The 16,393-nt window shown below is 74.0% G+C and carries 18 protein-coding genes; 7 read left to right on the forward strand and 11 right to left on the reverse strand.

The genetic code is table 11. The features are described 5' to 3' along the window. Positions 1-59: 59 nt before the first annotated feature. Genes ACWHYA_RS04025 through ACWHYA_RS04045 form a run of 5 tightly spaced genes read right to left on the reverse strand, consistent with a single transcriptional unit; the run spans position 60 to position 5,263 of the window. Entirely contained in the window at positions 60-992 is a 933-nt protein-coding gene (locus tag ACWHYA_RS04025; RefSeq protein WP_425942985.1) for a WcbI family polysaccharide biosynthesis putative acetyltransferase, read from the reverse strand. After that, positions 992-2,239, reverse strand: coding sequence for a glycosyltransferase (locus tag ACWHYA_RS04030; protein WP_425942984.1), 1,248 nt, complete (start codon positions 2,237-2,239; stop codon positions 992-994). The genes ACWHYA_RS04025 and ACWHYA_RS04030 overlap by 1 nt, the downstream gene beginning before the upstream one ends. Next, the gene (locus tag ACWHYA_RS04035; protein WP_425942983.1) at positions 2,236-3,099 is read right to left on the reverse strand and encodes a glycosyltransferase family 2 protein; all 864 of its coding nucleotides are present in this window, start codon (positions 3,097-3,099) and stop codon (positions 2,236-2,238) included. The genes ACWHYA_RS04030 and ACWHYA_RS04035 overlap by 4 nt, the downstream gene beginning before the upstream one ends. Beyond that, the gene (locus tag ACWHYA_RS04040; protein ID WP_425942982.1) at positions 3,096-4,175 is read right to left on the reverse strand and encodes a glycosyltransferase; all 1,080 of its coding nucleotides are present in this window, start codon (positions 4,173-4,175) and stop codon (positions 3,096-3,098) included. The genes ACWHYA_RS04035 and ACWHYA_RS04040 overlap by 4 nt, the downstream gene beginning before the upstream one ends. Continuing rightward, positions 4,172-5,263 (reverse strand): glycosyltransferase, encoded by a 1,092-nt coding sequence (locus tag ACWHYA_RS04045; protein ID WP_425942981.1) that lies wholly within the window; start codon positions 5,261-5,263, stop codon positions 4,172-4,174. Before ACWHYA_RS04045 ends, ACWHYA_RS04040 begins: the two co-directional genes overlap by 4 nt. 185 nt (positions 5,264-5,448) lie before the next feature. On the opposite strand from ACWHYA_RS04045, the gene ACWHYA_RS04050 reads away from it, so the two are divergent. Then, a complete protein-coding gene (locus tag ACWHYA_RS04050; RefSeq protein ID WP_425942980.1) occupies positions 5,449-6,444 on the forward strand; it encodes an SDR family NAD(P)-dependent oxidoreductase in 996 nt (331 codons plus the stop codon). 105 nt (positions 6,445-6,549) lie between these two features. Here ACWHYA_RS04050 and ACWHYA_RS04055 read toward each other — a convergent pair whose 3' ends face one another. The 3 genes from ACWHYA_RS04055 to heR all read right to left on the reverse strand — a co-directional run bounded on the left by ACWHYA_RS04055 (position 6,550) and on the right by heR (position 8,687). Then, on the reverse strand, positions 6,550-6,882 hold the full coding sequence (locus ACWHYA_RS04055; protein ID WP_425942979.1) for a hypothetical protein: 333 nt from the start codon (positions 6,880-6,882) through the stop codon (positions 6,550-6,552). Positions 6,883-6,885: 3 nt separating this feature from the next. After that, entirely contained in the window at positions 6,886-7,734 is an 849-nt protein-coding gene (locus ACWHYA_RS04060) for a tryptophan-rich sensory protein (protein WP_425942978.1), read from the reverse strand. Between the two features lie 149 nt (positions 7,735-7,883). Further along, a complete protein-coding gene (gene heR / locus ACWHYA_RS04065; RefSeq protein WP_425942977.1) occupies positions 7,884-8,687 on the reverse strand; it encodes a heliorhodopsin HeR in 804 nt (267 codons plus the stop codon). 183 nt (positions 8,688-8,870) lie between these two features. Here heR and ACWHYA_RS04070 point away from each other — a divergent pair, with 183 nt between their 5' ends. Continuing rightward, a complete protein-coding gene (locus ACWHYA_RS04070; protein WP_425942976.1) occupies positions 8,871-10,232 on the forward strand; it encodes a cryptochrome/photolyase family protein in 1,362 nt (453 codons plus the stop codon). Between the two features lie 84 nt (positions 10,233-10,316). After that, complete coding sequence (locus ACWHYA_RS04075) at positions 10,317-10,619, forward strand: putative quinol monooxygenase (protein ID WP_425942975.1); 303 nt, start codon at positions 10,317-10,319, stop codon at positions 10,617-10,619. 17 nt (positions 10,620-10,636) lie between these two features. On the opposite strand, the gene ACWHYA_RS04080 is transcribed toward ACWHYA_RS04075, so the two are convergent. The 3 genes from ACWHYA_RS04080 to ACWHYA_RS04090 all read right to left on the reverse strand — a co-directional run bounded on the left by ACWHYA_RS04080 (position 10,637) and on the right by ACWHYA_RS04090 (position 13,165). After that, a complete protein-coding gene (locus tag ACWHYA_RS04080; protein WP_425942974.1) occupies positions 10,637-11,605 on the reverse strand; it encodes a hypothetical protein in 969 nt (322 codons plus the stop codon). After that, a complete protein-coding gene (locus ACWHYA_RS04085; RefSeq protein WP_425942973.1) occupies positions 11,595-12,146 on the reverse strand; it encodes a sigma-70 family RNA polymerase sigma factor in 552 nt (183 codons plus the stop codon). The genes ACWHYA_RS04080 and ACWHYA_RS04085 overlap by 11 nt, the downstream gene beginning before the upstream one ends. A 98-nt stretch (positions 12,147-12,244) precedes the next feature. Then, positions 12,245-13,165 carry an aminoglycoside phosphotransferase family protein gene (locus ACWHYA_RS04090; protein ID WP_425942972.1) on the reverse strand — a complete coding sequence of 307 codons (921 nt, stop codon included), beginning with the start codon at positions 13,163-13,165 and terminating at the stop codon, positions 12,245-12,247. A 95-nt stretch (positions 13,166-13,260) separates the two neighbouring features. Here ACWHYA_RS04090 and ACWHYA_RS04095 point away from each other — a divergent pair, with 95 nt between their 5' ends. The 4 genes from ACWHYA_RS04095 to ACWHYA_RS04110 all read left to right on the forward strand — a co-directional run bounded on the left by ACWHYA_RS04095 (position 13,261) and on the right by ACWHYA_RS04110 (position 16,281). Then, positions 13,261-14,688, forward strand: a complete 1,428-nt coding sequence (locus ACWHYA_RS04095; protein WP_425942971.1) for a GntP family permease — start codon at positions 13,261-13,263, stop codon at positions 14,686-14,688. Continuing rightward, positions 14,688-15,191 carry a gluconokinase gene (locus tag ACWHYA_RS04100; protein WP_431473406.1) on the forward strand — a complete coding sequence of 168 codons (504 nt, stop codon included), beginning with the start codon at positions 14,688-14,690 and terminating at the stop codon, positions 15,189-15,191. Before ACWHYA_RS04095 ends, ACWHYA_RS04100 begins: the two co-directional genes overlap by 1 nt. Positions 15,192-15,308: 117 nt before the next feature. Then, positions 15,309-15,620, forward strand: a complete 312-nt coding sequence (locus ACWHYA_RS04105) for a hypothetical protein (RefSeq protein ID WP_425942969.1) — start codon at positions 15,309-15,311, stop codon at positions 15,618-15,620. A gap of 76 nt (positions 15,621-15,696) precedes the next feature. Next, positions 15,697-16,281, forward strand: coding sequence for a sugar O-acetyltransferase (locus ACWHYA_RS04110; protein ID WP_425942968.1), 585 nt, complete (start codon positions 15,697-15,699; stop codon positions 16,279-16,281). The last annotated feature ends 112 nt before the right edge of the window (positions 16,282-16,393 follow it).

The raw sequence follows: 16,393 nt of genomic DNA on the forward strand, positions 1-16,393 counted from the left end.
CCCCGGCCCGGGCGCGGACCTCGCTCCCCGTGCCGACGTGGGCGAGGAGGACCCCGCGCTCACTCCCTCCAGCCCCACGCGGTGAGCAGCTCGGCGTACTTGCGCATCCCGACCTCCACGACCTTCGGGTTCTCCGCGTAGAACGCCGTGTGCGCCTCGTCCACCTCCTCGTCGGGCACGGTCCGCCCGTCCACGACCCACGCGGACCGCGCGCCGGAGGCGTCCAGGCCCAGCGCGTCGAGGACCACCGGGGAGACCGGCGTCTGCACCGACGCGAGCAGGGTCCTGCCCGGGTCGGACACCTGCGGCACCTCGCCGTCCCGCCGGTCCAGGACATCAGCGTCGACCAGGTGGTCCAGCACCCGCTGGGCCAGGGCCACCAGGACCGGGTTGCCCGGGTGGTCGACCGTCCAGCCCGCGTCGGCCCCGGCCGACTCCACGACGTCGCTGATCACCAGGGAGCCCTGCTCCCGCTCGCGCCGCCGCAGCTCCTCCTGCCCCGCCGCGGCACGCTCCACGACCAGCTCGTGCGGCGGCTCCCAGGGGCCGTCCCAGCCCGCGGCCCGCCCGATCCGCCGCACGTCCTGGTAGGGCACGAGCGGGGGGTCCCCGATCCCCTCGCCGCGGACGAGCACCTGCTGGGGAAAGAGCCGGCGCGAGAAGTAGTTCGGCAGCGCCACCAGCCGGGCCCCGCCCGAGCGGGACACGACCTGGGCGGTGCCCAGCGGCATACCCCGGTAGTCGTCCTGGACCGCCTGGGCGAGCACGACGTCGGCCCAGTCCAGCACCCGCTGGAGGGAGGGCAGGTCGTCCTGCTCCAGCTCGTGGACGGGGGGCACGCGGACCGTGTCGAGCGCGTCGGCCGTGGCGAGCGCCACCCGCAGCGCCTCGGCCTGGCAGTTCCCGTGGACGAGCACGCGCGGGCGGTCCGAACGGGGCAGGTCCTCCAGCCCGTAGAACCCGCCGTAGTGCTGCCGGCGTCCGTCGTCCATCAGCGTCTCCTCGGTTCGTCCTCCCGGGCGGTCCCGGCCTCCTGCGGCGCCACGTCCACGTCCGCCCCGCGCAGGCTGCCGGTGCGCTCCTGGAGAACCCGACGGTAGACCTCGGCGTGCCGGGCCGCCAGCAGCCGCCGCTGGTCGTACCGGTCCTGGGATGAGATCGCCTGCGGCCGACGGTCCTTGGCCACCTCGAGCAGGTCGTGCAACCGGTCCACGGAGGGCGGCTCGTCGGGCCGGCCCCACGCCAGCACCCCGCCCTGCTCGAGCAGGTGGCCGACCTCCGGGACCAGCACCCAGGTGCCGACGTCGCGGCAGGCCTCGACCCAGCCGGAGTGGGTGGCCCAGGCGTAGGCCAGCACCGAGACGTCCACGCAGCGCAGGTAGTCCCACAGCTGGGGGTCGCTCATCCGCGGCTGCACGTGGACCTCGGCGACCGGGTCGTCCTCGAGGGTCCGCAGCGCCCGGGCCACGCGCGGGTCGTAGCGGCCGAAGTCCTCGTCCAGCAGCTCGGGGTGGGCGTGCACGTGCAGCTTCCCGCCCTCGACCCGGCGCACCGCCTCCCGCAGCGGGTCGATCACCGGCACCGGGTCCAGGTTGGTGCGCAGGCTCTTCAGGTGCAGCCCGACCCGGAAGCCCTCGTGCCGGGGGCGCGGCGCACCGACCAGCGGCAGCGGCACGACGTGCGGGTGGCGGACCACCTCGGGCCGCACGCCCCACCGCTCCTCGACGACGTCCGCGGCCCCCTCGGTGAGCGTCAGCAGCGCGTCCGCGGCGGGCACGAGGACGGCGAGCTGCTCGTGGTAGCTCGACTGGTCGCGCAGGTGCGGGTGGGCGATGTCGTGCACGGTCAGCACCAGCGGCACGCGGGCCCGCCGCAGCGCGGCCAGCCACTCCACCAGCTCCTCGACGGTCTTGGACTCGGTGCCGAAGTGCACGTGGACGACGTCGAGGTCGCCGGCGTGCTCGAGCACCCAGTCGGCGTCCAGGCCGGGGTGCGGCCACCAGACGCCGGGCGCGGCCCCGGGCACGGGCGGGTCGGGCAGCAGGACGAAGCCCTGCTCGGCCTCCGGGTCGGGGTCCAGCAGGTGCTGGACGTAGCTGTGGTCCGACGGCACCGACAGCACGCGCACGGGGCGTCCGCCGTCGTGGCCGCCGTTCGCGGAGCCGCCGTTCGCGGGGCCACCGGCGCGGCCCACCGCAGCCACCGGCCCCAGCGTCGCCCGGGTCCGGCGGGGGGTCATCGGGCGACCTCCCAGCGACCGCCGGCGCCCACGCGCGCCATCCCGCGCTCCTCGAACGCCGCCAGCCACCCCTCCATCGGCCACCAGCCCCACCGCTCGTGGAAGACCCCGGCGTTGCGCACGATCGCCTCCAGGTGCTGCACGGGCGGGGAGGTGCTCTCGTGGTGCTGGTGGTATGCCGTCGCGCCCCCCACCCAGGTCAGGCTCCCCCCGGCGTGGGCGACGGCCTGGGCGAAGTCGGTGTCCTCCCCGCCGTAGCCGACGTAGTCCGCGCAGAACCCGCCCGCGAGCCGGAAGTCCTGGGGGGTCATCGCGAAGGACAGCGACCAGAACTTCCGCAGGTCGCACTCGCGGACCGTGTCGCCCGGCTCGAGGCGCACCCGGTCGTCCCGGTGCCGGCCGCGCTCCTCCAACCGGTCCAGGTCGAGCTGCTCGCCGGGGGCCAGCGGCGGCAGGTAGGCCACGTCCCCGCACCAGATCGCCGGGGCCGGGGGCCGCTGCTGCCCGAGCGCGGAGGTGGCGTAGGTGCCGACCAGGTCCGGCCCGGGCACGCAGTCCACGTCGAGGAAGACCAGCAGGTCGGCGCCCAGCTCCTCGGCCCGGGCGGCCGCGGCGTTGCGGGCCTGCGCGAGGGGCAGGCCGAGGTCGCCGACGGGCACCGGGACGACCTCGGTGGTCCAGGGGCCGGCCAGGCCCTCGACCCGGCCGGCGGTGAGGTCGTCGTCACCCATCGAGGCGACGACGTGCAGGTCGGGCATACGGTGCGAACGGGCCAGGCCGGCGACCTGCCCGCGCAGGTGGTCGTGCCGTCCGGCGGCGATGGTGAGCACGGCGGCGCGTGCCGGGGGAGATGGCGTCATGCAGGTCCTTCCGTCGACCCCTGCGGTGCTGCTGGGGTCTCGACCGAGAAGCGGTCGGCGAGATCGTCCAGGTGGGCGGCCGCGGCGACGGCCCCCTCGCCGCCCCACCTCTCCCAGCCGTCGCCGCCGGTCGTCAGCGCCTGCTCCAGGAGAGCGGGCCACTCCTCGGCCGACGGCCAGCCGACGGCGGTCGCGGCCAGGCCCATCCGGCCGACGGCCCTGACGGTCGCCTCCTGCTCGCCGTGCGGACGCGGCTGGGCGAGCACGACCGCCGGCCGGCGCAGCAGGGCGACGTCGGCGACCGACCCCTGCCCGGCGTGACAGACGACGACGTCGGCGGCGCGCAGCTCGGCGGCAAGGACCGCGCCGTCGGCCGCGGGCAGCCGGCCGCCCCGGAAGGTCCAGCGCCAGCCGGGCGTGGCCCGCTGCGCCTGCGCGTACTCGCCCTGGTCGGGGTCGTCCCCCCCGGTGCCCCAGAGGACGAGGACGTCGCGGACCCCGGTGCGTGACGGCATACCCGCGGGGTCGTCGCCGGACCCCGGCACTTCGGTCCCCGGGTCGAGCGCGCTGATCCCCCCGACGTGCCACGTCTTGTCCGTCCACGCCTGCGGCCACCCGTTGTCCGGGTGCGCCTGCGCCGGCCACGGGGCGAGCAGCGCCTCGGCCAGGTCGTAGGCGAGCCGGTGCGGCCGGTCGGTGCGGTCACCGGGCATCGCGCCGCCGACGACCGGGACGCCGCAGAGGCGGACCAGCAGGCTGATCTCGACGGAGACGTCGACGACGACCAGCGCCGGACGCTCCTCCTCGATCCAGTCCGCGACCACCCGGTGCCGGGCCCGCAGCCCGGGATGGTGCCGCGGGACCCAGTGCAGGACGCCGCCAGCCGTCACGTCGGCCGCCTCCGGGTCGACCACCGGCGGGTCGTCGTCGCGGGGCAGGGAGACCCATGCCCCGGCCCACCCGTCGGGGCGCGGGGCGGAGCCCAGGCCCACGACGTCGTGCTGCATGCGGCGGGCCACCGCGGCCGCCCGGCGGACGTGGCCGGAGCCCTGGTGGTGGACGTAGTAGCCGATCACGCGATCTCCGCCACCCGGCGGGCCCGCTCGTAGACACCCAGGTAGCCGTCGACCATCGCCGCCATGCCCAGGTGGTCCTCGGCGTAGCGGCGGCAGCGCTCGCGCGGGATCTCCAGGACGCGCGGAAGGGCGGCGGCGGCCCGGTCGACGAGCCGGTCGTCGGGCACGACGAGCGCCCCGACCTCCTCGCGGACGATCTCCCGCAGCCCGCCGCGGGCCAGGGCCAGCACCGGGGTGCCGCAGGCGAGCGCCTCGGCGGCGACCAGGCCGTAGGGCTCGTCCCAGTCGGGGGTCACGAGCGCGGCCGCGCTGCCGCCGACGAGGGCGGTCAGCTCGGCGGTGCCGAGGTGGCCGGCGTATTCGACGCCGTCGCCGAGCAGGGGGAAGAGGCGCTCCCTGGCGTAGCGCCGGTCGGAGACCGGCCCCGCCAGGACCAGCGGCATGCCCGCCCTGCGGGCGATCGCGACGGCGGTGTGCGGTGCCTTCTCGGGGGTGATCCGGCCGCTCCACACGAGCCGGTCGCCGCCCGGCCCCGGGGTCCACTCGTCGGTGTCGACGCCGTTGCGCACGACCTCGGCGTCGACGGCGTGCCGCCACGCCCGGGCGGTGTGCGCGCTGACCGCGGTGACGTGCGGCATCCGGCCGACCCCGCGCGCGGCGGACCGCCCGGCGATGTCCAGGGCCGACTCCAGCCAGGGCGTCGGCGGGGTGTGCAGCGTGAGCACGGTCGGCACGCGCAGGGTCGGCGCCATCGCGGTCGGCAGGTAGTGCAGCGCGTGGACGTGCACGACGTCGACGTCGGTCCGCGCCGCCAGGTCCAGCATGAGCGCGAGGTAGGCGTGGTGCCGCTGCAGGTTGCCCTCGTCGGGCATGGACACGTCGGCCCGGGCCGCCTCGCTCAGCTCGAGGGTCGCCGGCTCGAGGTAGTCCACGCCGTCGATCGGCTCGCTGCCGGGTGCCGCGAAGACGCTGACCCGGTGCCCGCGCGCCGTCAGCGCCCGCACGAGGTGCCAGGTCACCGACTCCAGCCCGCCGGCGAACGGCCGGGCGAGCGCGAACCGCGTGTGCGCCACGACGACGACGTGCACGGCACCTCCTGTCCGTGCCCCTGGGCGTTTCCTCCCGTGACCGCCCCCGGCACGTCGATGAGGTGGTCGTCCTCGCACCCTAGGCGGGGGAGGGGGGGTCCGCCACCCCTGAAGGGGTGAGGGGGGTATGACGTGCGCCACCGCTCCCGGTCGCGTGACCGCGGGCGGCCTCCTACCGTCGAGACATGGAACCCACGTCAGCACGTCCTGTCGCCCTGGTCGTCGGCGCCTCGCGCGGGCTGGGGCTGCTCATCGCCGAGAACCTCGCCGAGCAGGGGCACGACGTCGCCGTCTGCGCGCGCAACCTGCAGGAGACGGAGCGGGGCGCCCGGCAGGCGGAGTCCGAGGCCCGGTCGGCCGAGGGAGAGGCGGCCGGGCGGGTCGTCCCCTACGCCTGCGACGTCTCCGACCGTGACGGGGTCCAGGCGCTGGTCCGGCAGGTCGAGGAGGACCTCGGACCGGTCGAGGTGCTGGTCCACGTCGCCGGGATCATCCAGGTCGGGCCGGCCGAGACGATGACCCTCGAGCACTTCGACGACGCCATCGGCGTCATGCTCATGGGCCCGGTCAACACGGTCTGGTCGGTGCTGCCCGGGATGCGCGAGCGCGGGCACGGCCGGATCGGCGTCGTGACGAGCATCGGCGGGAAGGTCTCGCCGCCGCACCTGCTGCCCTACGCCACGGCCAAGTTCGGTGCGGTGGGGTTCACCGAGGGGTTGTCCTCCGAGCTCATGGGCACCGGGGTCACCGCCACCACGATCGTGCCGGGGCTGATGCGGACGGGGTCGCACGAGAACGCGCTCTTCACCGGCGACCGGGCGGCGGAGTTCGCGTGGTTCGGGCCAGCGGCGTCGCTGCCGCTGCTGTCGATGGACGCCCGCCGGGCCGCCCGCACGATGGTCGACGGCGTCCTGGCCGGAAAGCCGCTCGTCGTGCTCACCCCGATGGCCAAGGTCGGCATCCGGGTCCACGGCCTCATGCCCTCGACGACCGTCCGGGTGATGGGACTGGCCAACCGGCTCCTGCCGTCGGCCCCGCCCGGGAAGGACGCGTCGCGGCCGGTCAAGGGGCGGGTGGCCGCCCGCCAGCTGAGCACCGGCGTCGTCGACAAGCTCACCGTCCTCGGACAGCGCGCCGCCGAACGGCTCAACCAGCGCGGCCCCGGCGCCTCGACCACCTGATTCCGCACCGGGTCTCGACCGTGCCGGCTGCCCCGGCCGGGGCACCGCCCCGGTCCGCTCAGGCCGCACCCCGCCTGGTCCGCGCCCCACCGCTTCGGGTCCGGTTCAGCTGATCCGGAACCCCTCGAGCAGGGTGAGGACGGCGAGCACGAGGGCCGCCGCCGCCCCGACCCAGAACGCCGGCCTGCCTCCCCGTGCCCAGAACCACGCGAACGGCAGGAGGACCAGGGCGACGGGGACGAGCGCAAGACCGCCCAGCGCCAGCCCCAGGCCGTCGAACTTCTCGCCGGTCGACCCCAGGTCGTCGGCGATGAGCGTCAGCGCGAAGACCAGCACGGGAAGGGTCGCCAGCGCCCCCACGACCGAGACCACCACGGCCCACCGCGGCGACCAGCCCCGCGCCCGCGGGCTGCCGCCTCCTCGCCCGGGGCGGTCCACGGGTCAGACCGTTCGCCGGGACGGGTCGGGGCCGGTGACCTTCTTGACGATCAGCACGACGGCCAGGGCGGCGACGCCCACGGCGGCCACCGCCGCGGCGAGACCGACGGTCGTCGAGTCCGGCTCCGCGGTGAGCCGCCCCGCCGAGACCCAGGCCAGGCCCCAGACGACCGCGGCCGCGATGCCGCCGGCGAAGATGCTCTGGCCCGTCCGGTGGAGCAGCCAGGCGGCGATGACGACCACCACCGCGAGGACCGCCGCGGTGACGAGCTCGGCGGTGGTGCCGGTCTCCGGAGCGCCCAGGTCCACGAGGAAGAGCGCGACGTTGGCGCAGGTGGCCACGCAGATCCAGCCCAGGTAGAGCCCGTGGGTGGCCGACACCGTCAGGTCCGCGCCCCACCCCTCGCGCGGCAGGTCGGCCGTGTTCCGCAGGACCAGGCCGAGGCTGACGGCGATGCCGGCGATGACGACCACCGACAGCCAGACGAGGTCGGCCTGGACGACGAGCAGCCACACGCCGTTGAGCGCGATCGCCACGCCGGCGGGGATGCGGGTGCGGGCGGCCCACCGGGAGCGGGCGGTCGAGGGCAGCCACTGCCAGACGACGTAGGCCGCCAGCCCCAGGTAGATCACCGACCAGATCGAGAAGGCCGGTCCCATCGGGGCGATGAGCGTGGCGGTGTCGGAGAACAGCCCGTCCCCCTGCTGCTCGACCCCGCCGCCGATCAGGCCGGTCCCGAACAGCGAGCCGCCCAGCCAGACGACCGCGGCGACGCTCACCCACCAGCGGTCGCGGGCGAGGGTGGCCGGGGGCTCGACGAGGTGCGGGTCCTGGGCTCGGTCGGTGTCCATGGCACCACGCTAGTGCGGGCGCGCGGACCCTCCCAGGCGAGCACGCCCAGGCCGAAGGAAGAGGTGCCCGTCCGTCGACCGGAGCACGACCTCACCCACCCGAAAGGTATGCGGCGCGCGCCCGCCGCGGGCGCGCGCGTCGCCCCGGGTCAGCCGACGAGGGTGCCGGCGAAGATCTGCCAGGCCAGCGCCGACTTCGCCGTCAGGCTGAGCACGGTGTAGGCCGTCTCACCGGTCAGGTAGTTCCGGAACCGGCCGACCGGGCGGTACTGCAACCACTGGACCAGGGCGAACACGTTGAAGAAGAGGAACAGCGAGACGATGATCCCGTAGACGAAGCCGGGCGGCTCGGCGCCGGTCGTCGACCCGGGCGCGACCGTGTAGAGCACGACCCCGATCCACGGGACGGCCCCGGCGAAGCAGCCGAAGACGAACGGCAGCCACCCGCCGTCCCCGGGCTGGTGGTACTTCTCCTGCAGCCAGCCGAAGAGGATCATCGAGGCGTTCACGCCGAACAGCGCGAGCAGCGCGACCACGTCGGAGATCCCGACCAGCTGGGCGATGATGACGATCATCAGCGAGCTGGACAGGGAGTACTCCACCCACCGGAAGTAGTTGTGCCCCTGCTCCAGCCCCGCGCGGTAGCGCTGGAACAGCCCCGGCGAGGCGACGAGGACGTGGAAGAGCGCCGACAGCGCCAGGAACGCCGCGATCGCCAGCGCGGTCGGCACGTCCCACAGCGTGACCTGGTCGCCGGGCGGGGTGCCGGGCGGGCCGGAGAGGTAGGTCGCGGTGACCGGCAGGGTGAAGTCGGTCGCCAGGAGCACGACGGCCACCGCCTGGGCGGCGTGCACCACTGCGGCGATCCAGTTGAAGGTGCGCAGCCGCGCGTAGCGGGACTGGTCGGTCTGGGTGGTGCTCGTCTGGGTGGTGCTCGTCTCGGTGGTGCTCACGGGCTCTCCGTCTCGTCGACCCGGTCTGGGATCCCAGCCTAGTCGTGCCACGACCCGCCTCTTCGCCCACCTCCTTCCCCCTCGCTGCCGACACCGCCGCCGATGCCGATGCCCATGCCCATGCCCATGCCGCCGACGGTCGACCCACGGGCAGGCTCGCCGCCACCCACCTAGACTCGCGCCATGTCCAGCCTGCTCTGGCTCCGGCGCGACCTGCGTCTGGGCGACCACCCCGCCCTGCTGAAGGCGCGCGAGGACGCAGGCGGCGACCTGACCGTCCTGTTCGTCCTCGACCCGGCGCTGTGGGCCAGGGTCGGGCCGGTCCGCACCGCCTGGCTGGCCGCCACCCTCCGGGCGCTCGAGGAGGACCTCGACGGTCGGCTCACCCTGCGCGTCGGCGACCCGGCCGACGTCGTCCCCGCCGTCGCCCGGGAGATAGGTGCCACCGGCGTGCACGTCACGCGGGAGACGACGCCCTACGGTGTCCGCCGCGACCAGCAGGTCCAGGACGCCCTGCCCGGCGAGGTGGACTGGGTCGAGACGGGCACCCCCTACGCCGTCGGCCCCGGCCTGGTCCGCAACGGCTCGGGCGACCCCTACAAGGTGTTCACCCCTTTCGGAAAGGCCTGGCGCGCACACGGGTGGCCCGGCCCCGCGGCATACCCCGAGGGGTTGGCGCCGACCGACCTCGGACGGGACGCGGACGCGGACCGGCTGGTCGAGGAGGCGCTCGCGACCGACGACCTTCCCGAGCTGCCGCCCGCCGGCGAGCGGGCGGCGCTGGCGCGGTGGCGGGAGTTCCTCGAGCAGGACCTGGCGGACTACGACCGGGGGCGCGACCGGCCGGCGGAGGACTCGACGAGCGGCATGTCGGCCCACCTCAAGGTGGGGGCGGTCCACCCGCGGACGCTGCTGGCGGACCTTGCCGGCAAGGGCGGGGCGAGCGTCGAGCGGTTCGTCAGCGAGCTGGCGTGGCGGGAGTTCTACGCCGACGTGCTGCACCACCACCCCCGCACCGGCTGGTCGGACCTGCGGCAGGAGCTGGCGGGGCTGCGCTACGACGAGCCGCAGGACGCGATCGAGGCGTGGCAGCAGGGGCAGACCGGTTATCCGATCGTCGACGCGGGGATGCGACAGCTGCTGGCGACCGGGCTGATGCACAACCGGGTGCGGATGATCACCGCCAGCTTCCTCACCGAGGACCTGCACGTGTGGTGGCCGGTCGGGGCGCGGTGGTTCCTGGACCGGCTCATCGACGGCGACCTGGCGTCGAACAACCACAACTGGCAGTGGGTCGCCGGGACCGGGACGGACGCCGCGCCCTACTTCCGCGTGTTCAACCCGGTGCTGCAGGGCGAGAGGTTCGACCCGCGCGGGGAGTACGTCCGCCGCTGGGTGCCCGAGCTGGCGCACCTGCCGGGCAAGGCGGTGCACCAGCCGTGGGACCACGAGGAGGGCTACGCGCACGGGTACGTCCGCCGGATCGTCGACCACGCCGAGGAGCGCAAGGAGGCCCTGGCGAGGTACAAGGCGGTGAGAGGCTGAGCCGGGCGGCGGCGCGGGCGGGTGCCGCCGCCGGGGCGGCCGAGGGGGTATGCAGGCGCCCGCCCTGTTCGTAGGTTGGCCACCATGACCTTCGCGAACGTGGGGACGCTCGGCGCGCAGTCGGGGAAGGCCGAGGAGCTCGTGGCGATCCTGACCCGGCGCAACCCGGAGATGGAGCAGGCGGGCTGTCTGGCCTACGAGGTGGGTGTGAGCCAGGACCAGCCGGACACCGTCTGCGTCGTGGAGCTGTGGGAGTCGGCCGACGCGCACCAGGCCTCGCTGCAGCTGCCGTCGGTGCAGGCCGCGATCGGCGAGGCGCGGCCGCTGCTCACCGGTGCGATGGGTGGCTACCGGTTCGACGTGGCGGGGTCTCCACTGCGGGACTGACCTCAGGACTCGGGGCCTCAGGACTCCGGGCCGGCGTCCGCGTCCGGCTCCGCCCGCAGCTCTGCCGGCGTCTCCAGCCAGGCCGCGTCCGGTGCGTAGTCGACGGCGACGACCTCACCGTCCTCGAGCGTCGCGGCCCAGGTGTAGAAGTACATGCCCTGCGACGCGCTGTAGCACTCCGGTACGGGGTTGCCGAACTGGAAGTACATCTGCGGTTCCAACCCCTCGAGCGGGTGGAAGAACTCGAACGGACCCATGGACGGGGGAGCCACGTGCTCGTCGATCCGGCCGTCCGCCAGGCGGACCGCCCAGACCCGGAACTGGCCCTGGCCCTCGGTGACCGTGCTGATCCCGAACTCGCAGTCGGCGACGAGGTCCCCGTCACGGTCGACGACGACCCCGTACTCCACCTCCCGCTCCGGCACCGACCCGACGTCGGTCGGGAGGCCGGCGAGGTCGAGCACCACCTCATGTCCCGGATAGCGACGCCCGTCCAGGACCCCCGTCCCGGCGTAGATGGCGCGCACACGCCGGATGTCTGACCCGTCGACCGGAGAGTCGGCCTCGTCCTCCCAGCGGTAGGTCCTCGCGGTGTCGGGTGTCCCGAAGGGGCCGAGGAGCTGCTCGACCCCGAGCCGGGTGGTGTCCCGGGGTCGGGTGAGCCGGTCGTCGACCTCTGTCAGCTGCTCGTCGGAGGTGGCCGGCGCCGCGGGAGTCTCCGACAGCTGCTCGTCGGGGGCGGCCGGCACCGCCGGCGCATCCGGCAGCTGCTCGTCCGGGCCGCCGTCCGGGTCCAGCAGGACGCTTCCGACCAGGACCGAGGCGATCAGGGTGGCCGAGGCCGCGGCGCCGGTGAGCACGGCCCATCGACGGCGGGCCGAGCCTGCGCGCTCGAGCACCGCTCCCAGGGCTGTCTCCGTGCCCGGCTCGGGCAGGTCGGCGTTGGCCCGCATCAGGTGCTCGCGGATCTGCTCGTCAACGGACATCGTCGTCCACCTCCAGGGTGAGTGCAGCGGCCAACCGCTTGCGGGCGTGGTGAAGGTGGACGAAGCCGGTCGACGTCGAGCAGCCGACGAGGTCGGCGACCTCGGCCATCGGGAGGTCCTCGAGGTAGTACAGGACCACGACCGCCCGCTGCCGGGCGGGCAGGTCACGGATCGCCGCGACCAGGTCGGGGTCGAGCAGCCGGATTCCGTCATCGACGGGTGCGGGATCGGCGGCCGCCTGCTCGACGGCCTCCCGCTTCATCCGGCGCGCGGCCTCGCGCTGCGCCCGCCGGATCGCCACCCTGCGCACCCACAGGTCGGGGCGGTCGAACTCGCGCAGCCGCGACCAGTCCCGGTAGAGCTCCAGGAACGCGTCCTGGGCCACCTCCTCGGCCACGGCCCAGTCGTGCACGACGAACCAGACGGTCCGCACCACCTGCGGATACCGCCCGACGAAGAAGTCCCGGTAGTCGTCGTGCCGGCGACGCCGGGAGGACATCGGCACGACATCCATCATGGTGGACCGGGTCGAGGGGGACATGGGAATCACCTCCACCCGGTAACAGTCCTCAAAAGGCGAGAATCTTTAGCGGCTGCTGCGGCAGGCACCGCTGAGCGGTCACGGAGAAGACCCCGCCCTCAGTCCGCGAACGCCTTCGCCAGGGCGATCATCCGTGACCGGAACTCCTCCGCCCGCTGCGAGCCGTCGGTCGTCTGCACGGCGTTGAGCACCAGCCGCACGAACGTCCACGCGCGCACCCGGTCGGGGTCCAGCCCGGCGGCCTCGCCGACCACGGCAGCCCGCAGCTGCACGTGGGCCCGCAGGTTGTGCGCCCCCGCCAGCTCGTCGGGACGGTTCCACACGACTGGCGCGACGGCATACGCCCACTCCCCCGCGACGGGCTTGGGGTCGATCGCGAGCCAGTCGCCGCGGGCGGGGTCGAGCGGGGCGAGGACGTTGAGGTCGTGCAGGTCCTCGTGGACCAGGCGCGGCGCGGGGGCGTCGTCGAGCAGGTCGGGCAGGGCCGCGAGCGCCTGCTCGGTGAACCGGCGCGGGACGAGCGGGGTCGATTCCGCCAGCTGCTCGCGCCACCGGACCGCCCGCCCTTCCAGCGTGTCGAGCTGGGGCGTGGCCGGCCGGTCGAACCGGCCGAACAGGCCGCCGATCACCTCGCAGGCGTCGAGGAACGGCACGGTGGTCAGGTCCCGGTCCCCGTCGAGCCGTTCCAGGAGCAGGGCGTATGCCACGGGGTCGGCGGCCAGGAGCCGCACCGCACCGTCCCCGTCCCACAGGCGCAGGGCCAGGTGCTCGTGCCGGGCCTCGGGGTGGGGCCAGGTGAGCTTGAGGGCGGCGCGCTCCCGGCCGCGGCGGACCGGGACGACCAGCGCGTTGTGACCGTGCCACGGGTCGCCGTCGACGGTGAGGTCCCACCGGTCGAGGTGGTCGTCGACGAGGCGCGGCAGCCGGTCCAGCCAGGCGTCGCCGTCCGGGTCGCCGGGGGCGTCGGGGGCACGGCCGCCCACCGTGCGGCGGAGGCTGTCGGGGATCGGTGCTGCCATGGGGTCGTCACGCTACGGCGCGCGGGGGTCGCCGGGCAGTCCTACAGTGACGGGAGGGTCTGCTGTGGACTCTCCCCAACGACGAGGAGGCTGTCATGGAAGCCATCGAACCGGCCTACGGAGCCGGTGTCCTGCTGCTCATCGCGGCCGTGGCCGTCGCGCTGCTGCTGTTCCTCATCATGAAGGTCAAGATCCACGCCTTCGTGGCCCTGGTCGCGGTCAGCCTGCTGACCGCGGTGGCCGCGGGCATCCCGCTGGCGGACGTGCCGACCGCTCTCATGAGCGGTTTCAGCAGCACCCTGGGGTCGGTCGCCCTGCTCGTGGCGTTCGGCGTGATGCTGGGCCGGCTGCTGGAGCACACCGGCGGCGCCCAGGTGCTGGCCGACACCCTGATCAACCGGTTCGGGGAGAAGCGGGCGCCGCTGGCGCTGGGCATCGCCGCCCTCATCTTCGGCTTCCCGATCTTCTTCGACGCCGGACTGGTCGTCTTCCTGCCGATCATCTTCACCGTGGCCCGTCGCTTCGGCGGCTCCATCCTCAAGTACGGACTGCCGACCGCCGGTGCCTTCGCCGCGATGCACGCGATCGTGCCGCCGCACCCCGGGCCCGTTGCCGCCGCCGACCTCATGGGCGGCGACATCGGCATCACCCTGCTGCTCGGCATCCCGGTGGCCATCATCGGCTGGTACGTCGGCGCCTACCTCGTCGGTACCTGGCTGGGCAACCGGTTCGACGTCGACATCCCCGACCTGCTCTTCGGCAAGGAGAACGCCGGCGTCGACGACACCCTCGACGACGACGCCGCAGGCGCCTCGGGCAGCACCGCGGTGCGGACCAAGGCCCCCGCCTTCGGCCTCGTGCTGATGCTGCTGCTCCTGCCCTTCCTGCTCATCGCGCTCAACACCGTCGTCGGCACCCTGCGCACGGACGGTCGGATCGCGGAGGACGCCGCCTGGGCCAGCGGTCTGCAGCTCATCGGACAGACCCCCGTCGCGCTGCTCATCACGGTCATCGTGGCCGTGTTCGTGCTGGCCCCCGGACGGTTCAGCATCCCCACCGCCTCCAAGCTCATGGACGAGGCGCTGGGCCCGATCGCGGCGATCATCCTCATCACCGGTGCCGGCGGCATGTTCGGTGGCGTGCTGCGCGCCAGCGGCATCGGCCAGGCGCTCACCGAGTCGCTGTCCGACGTCGGCCTCCCGCTCATCCTGCAGGCCTTCCTCATCTCGACCGCCCTCCGGGTGGCCCAGGGCTCGGCCACCGTGGCCCTGACGACCACCGCCGGACTCATCTCGGCGCAGGTCGCCGCCGAGAACCTCAGCGACGTCAAGATCGCGCTGCTGGTCTTCGCCGTGGCCGCCGGAGCCACCGTGCTCTCGCACGTCAACGACTCCGGCTTCTGGCTGGTCAGCCGGTTCTTCGGGATGGACGAGAAGACCACCCTGAAGACGTGGACGGTCATGGAGACCACGCTCGGCCTGGCCGTGTTCGTGATCGCCGCGCTGCTGTGGCTGGTGCTGTAGTGGCTCCCCCGCGGCACGTCGTCGTCATGGGCGTCACCAGCACGGGCAAGACAACCATCGGTCAGGCGGTCGCCGAGCAGCTGGGCGGTGTCTTCGTGGAGGGGGACAGCTACCACCCCCGGGCCAACGTCGAGAAGATGTCGGCGGGGACCCCCCTCGACGACGACGACCGCCGCCCGTGGCTGCAGGCGCTGGCCGAGCGGATCAGAGAGCTCGACGAGCAGGGCCAGACCTCGGTCACCGGCTGCTCGGCCCTGAAGCGGACCTACCGGGACTGGCTGCGCGAGAGCGGCGCGGACATCTTCTTCCTGCACCTGCACGGCGACTTCGACGTCCTGCTGGAGCGGATGGAGAAGCGCGAGCACTTCATGCCGCCCTCGCTGCTGCAGTCGCAGTTCGACACCCTGGAGATGCTCGAGGAGGACGAGCGCGGAGCGCTCGTCGACGTCGGCGGGACGGTCGAGGAGGTCGTCGAGGAGTCGATGCGCGCGATCCGGGAGTGACGTCCCCCACGGTCCCGACCCCTGTGCTGCGCGCTCGACCCGAGTAGCCTGAGAAGCAGGAGTCAGGCCCGGTCAGGGGTCTCGCCCCGGACGGTCCGACTCCGGGAGGAGACGGTCATGGCCACCCACGCGCACCCCGCGACACCACCGCAGATCTCCGACCGGGCCGGCACGGCGGCCCTGATCCTCGGGGCCCTGTTCCTCGCCTCGACGGTCCTGACCTTCGTCCTCAGCCTGACCGGCCTCCTGGACTGGCCGAACTGGGCACGGGCCCTGGGGCTGGCCGGACTGCCGGTCGGGTTCCTGGGCACACCGGTCGCCTACGCCCTGGCCCGGCAGGGACCGGGTCGTCGGCGGGGGCTGGCCGGGCTGGCCATCCTGGCCGTCGCCCTGGCGGCCTTCGTCGCCCTGCAGTTCGCCATGGGCTGACGGCCACCCGGGGCCGGACCCCGGCTGTCGACCCGTTGCGGACCGGCTGCGTCTGCGTCTGCGTACGCTCCGGGTCATGACGACGCCATCACCCGACGACACCCGCACGATGCACGAGCGCATGCTCGCCGGCGACCTCTACATCGCCGACGATCCCGAGATCGCCGAGGCGGCCGACGTCTCCCACGACCTCATGGGCGCCTACAACGCGACGACGCCACGGCAGGAACCGCTGCGCCGGGAGCTGCTCGAACGGCTGCTGGGCTCGATCGGTGAGGAGACGGTGATCCGCCCGCCGTTCTACGTCGACTACGGCACGAACATCCGGATCGGGGCGCGGTGCTTCGCCAACTTCGGGCTGACGGCCCTGGATGTCGCCGACATCACCATCGGCGACGACGTGCAGATCGGCCCGCACGTGCAGCTGCTCACCCCGACCCACCCGGTCGAGCCGGGGCTGCGGCGGGACAAGTGGGAGTCCGCCCAGCCCATCACCATCGGCGACAACGTCTGGCTCGGCGGTGGGGCCGTCGTCTGCCCGGGCGTGACCATCGGCGAGAACACCGTCGTCGGCGCCGGCGCCGTCGTCACCCGCGACCTGCCGCCGAACGTGGTCGCGGTCGGCAGCCCGGCCCGGGTGGTGCGCGAGCTCACCGACTGAGGGACGTCACCCGAGGCACGGGAAGGTCTCGTCCGGTTTGCCCGGACAGAGCTACCGCCGACCTGCGGAAACGCGCGCGGACCGCGGGCAAACCGGACGAGACCCCGCCAGA

This window comes from Ornithinimicrobium carbonis, from assembly GCF_977012275.1.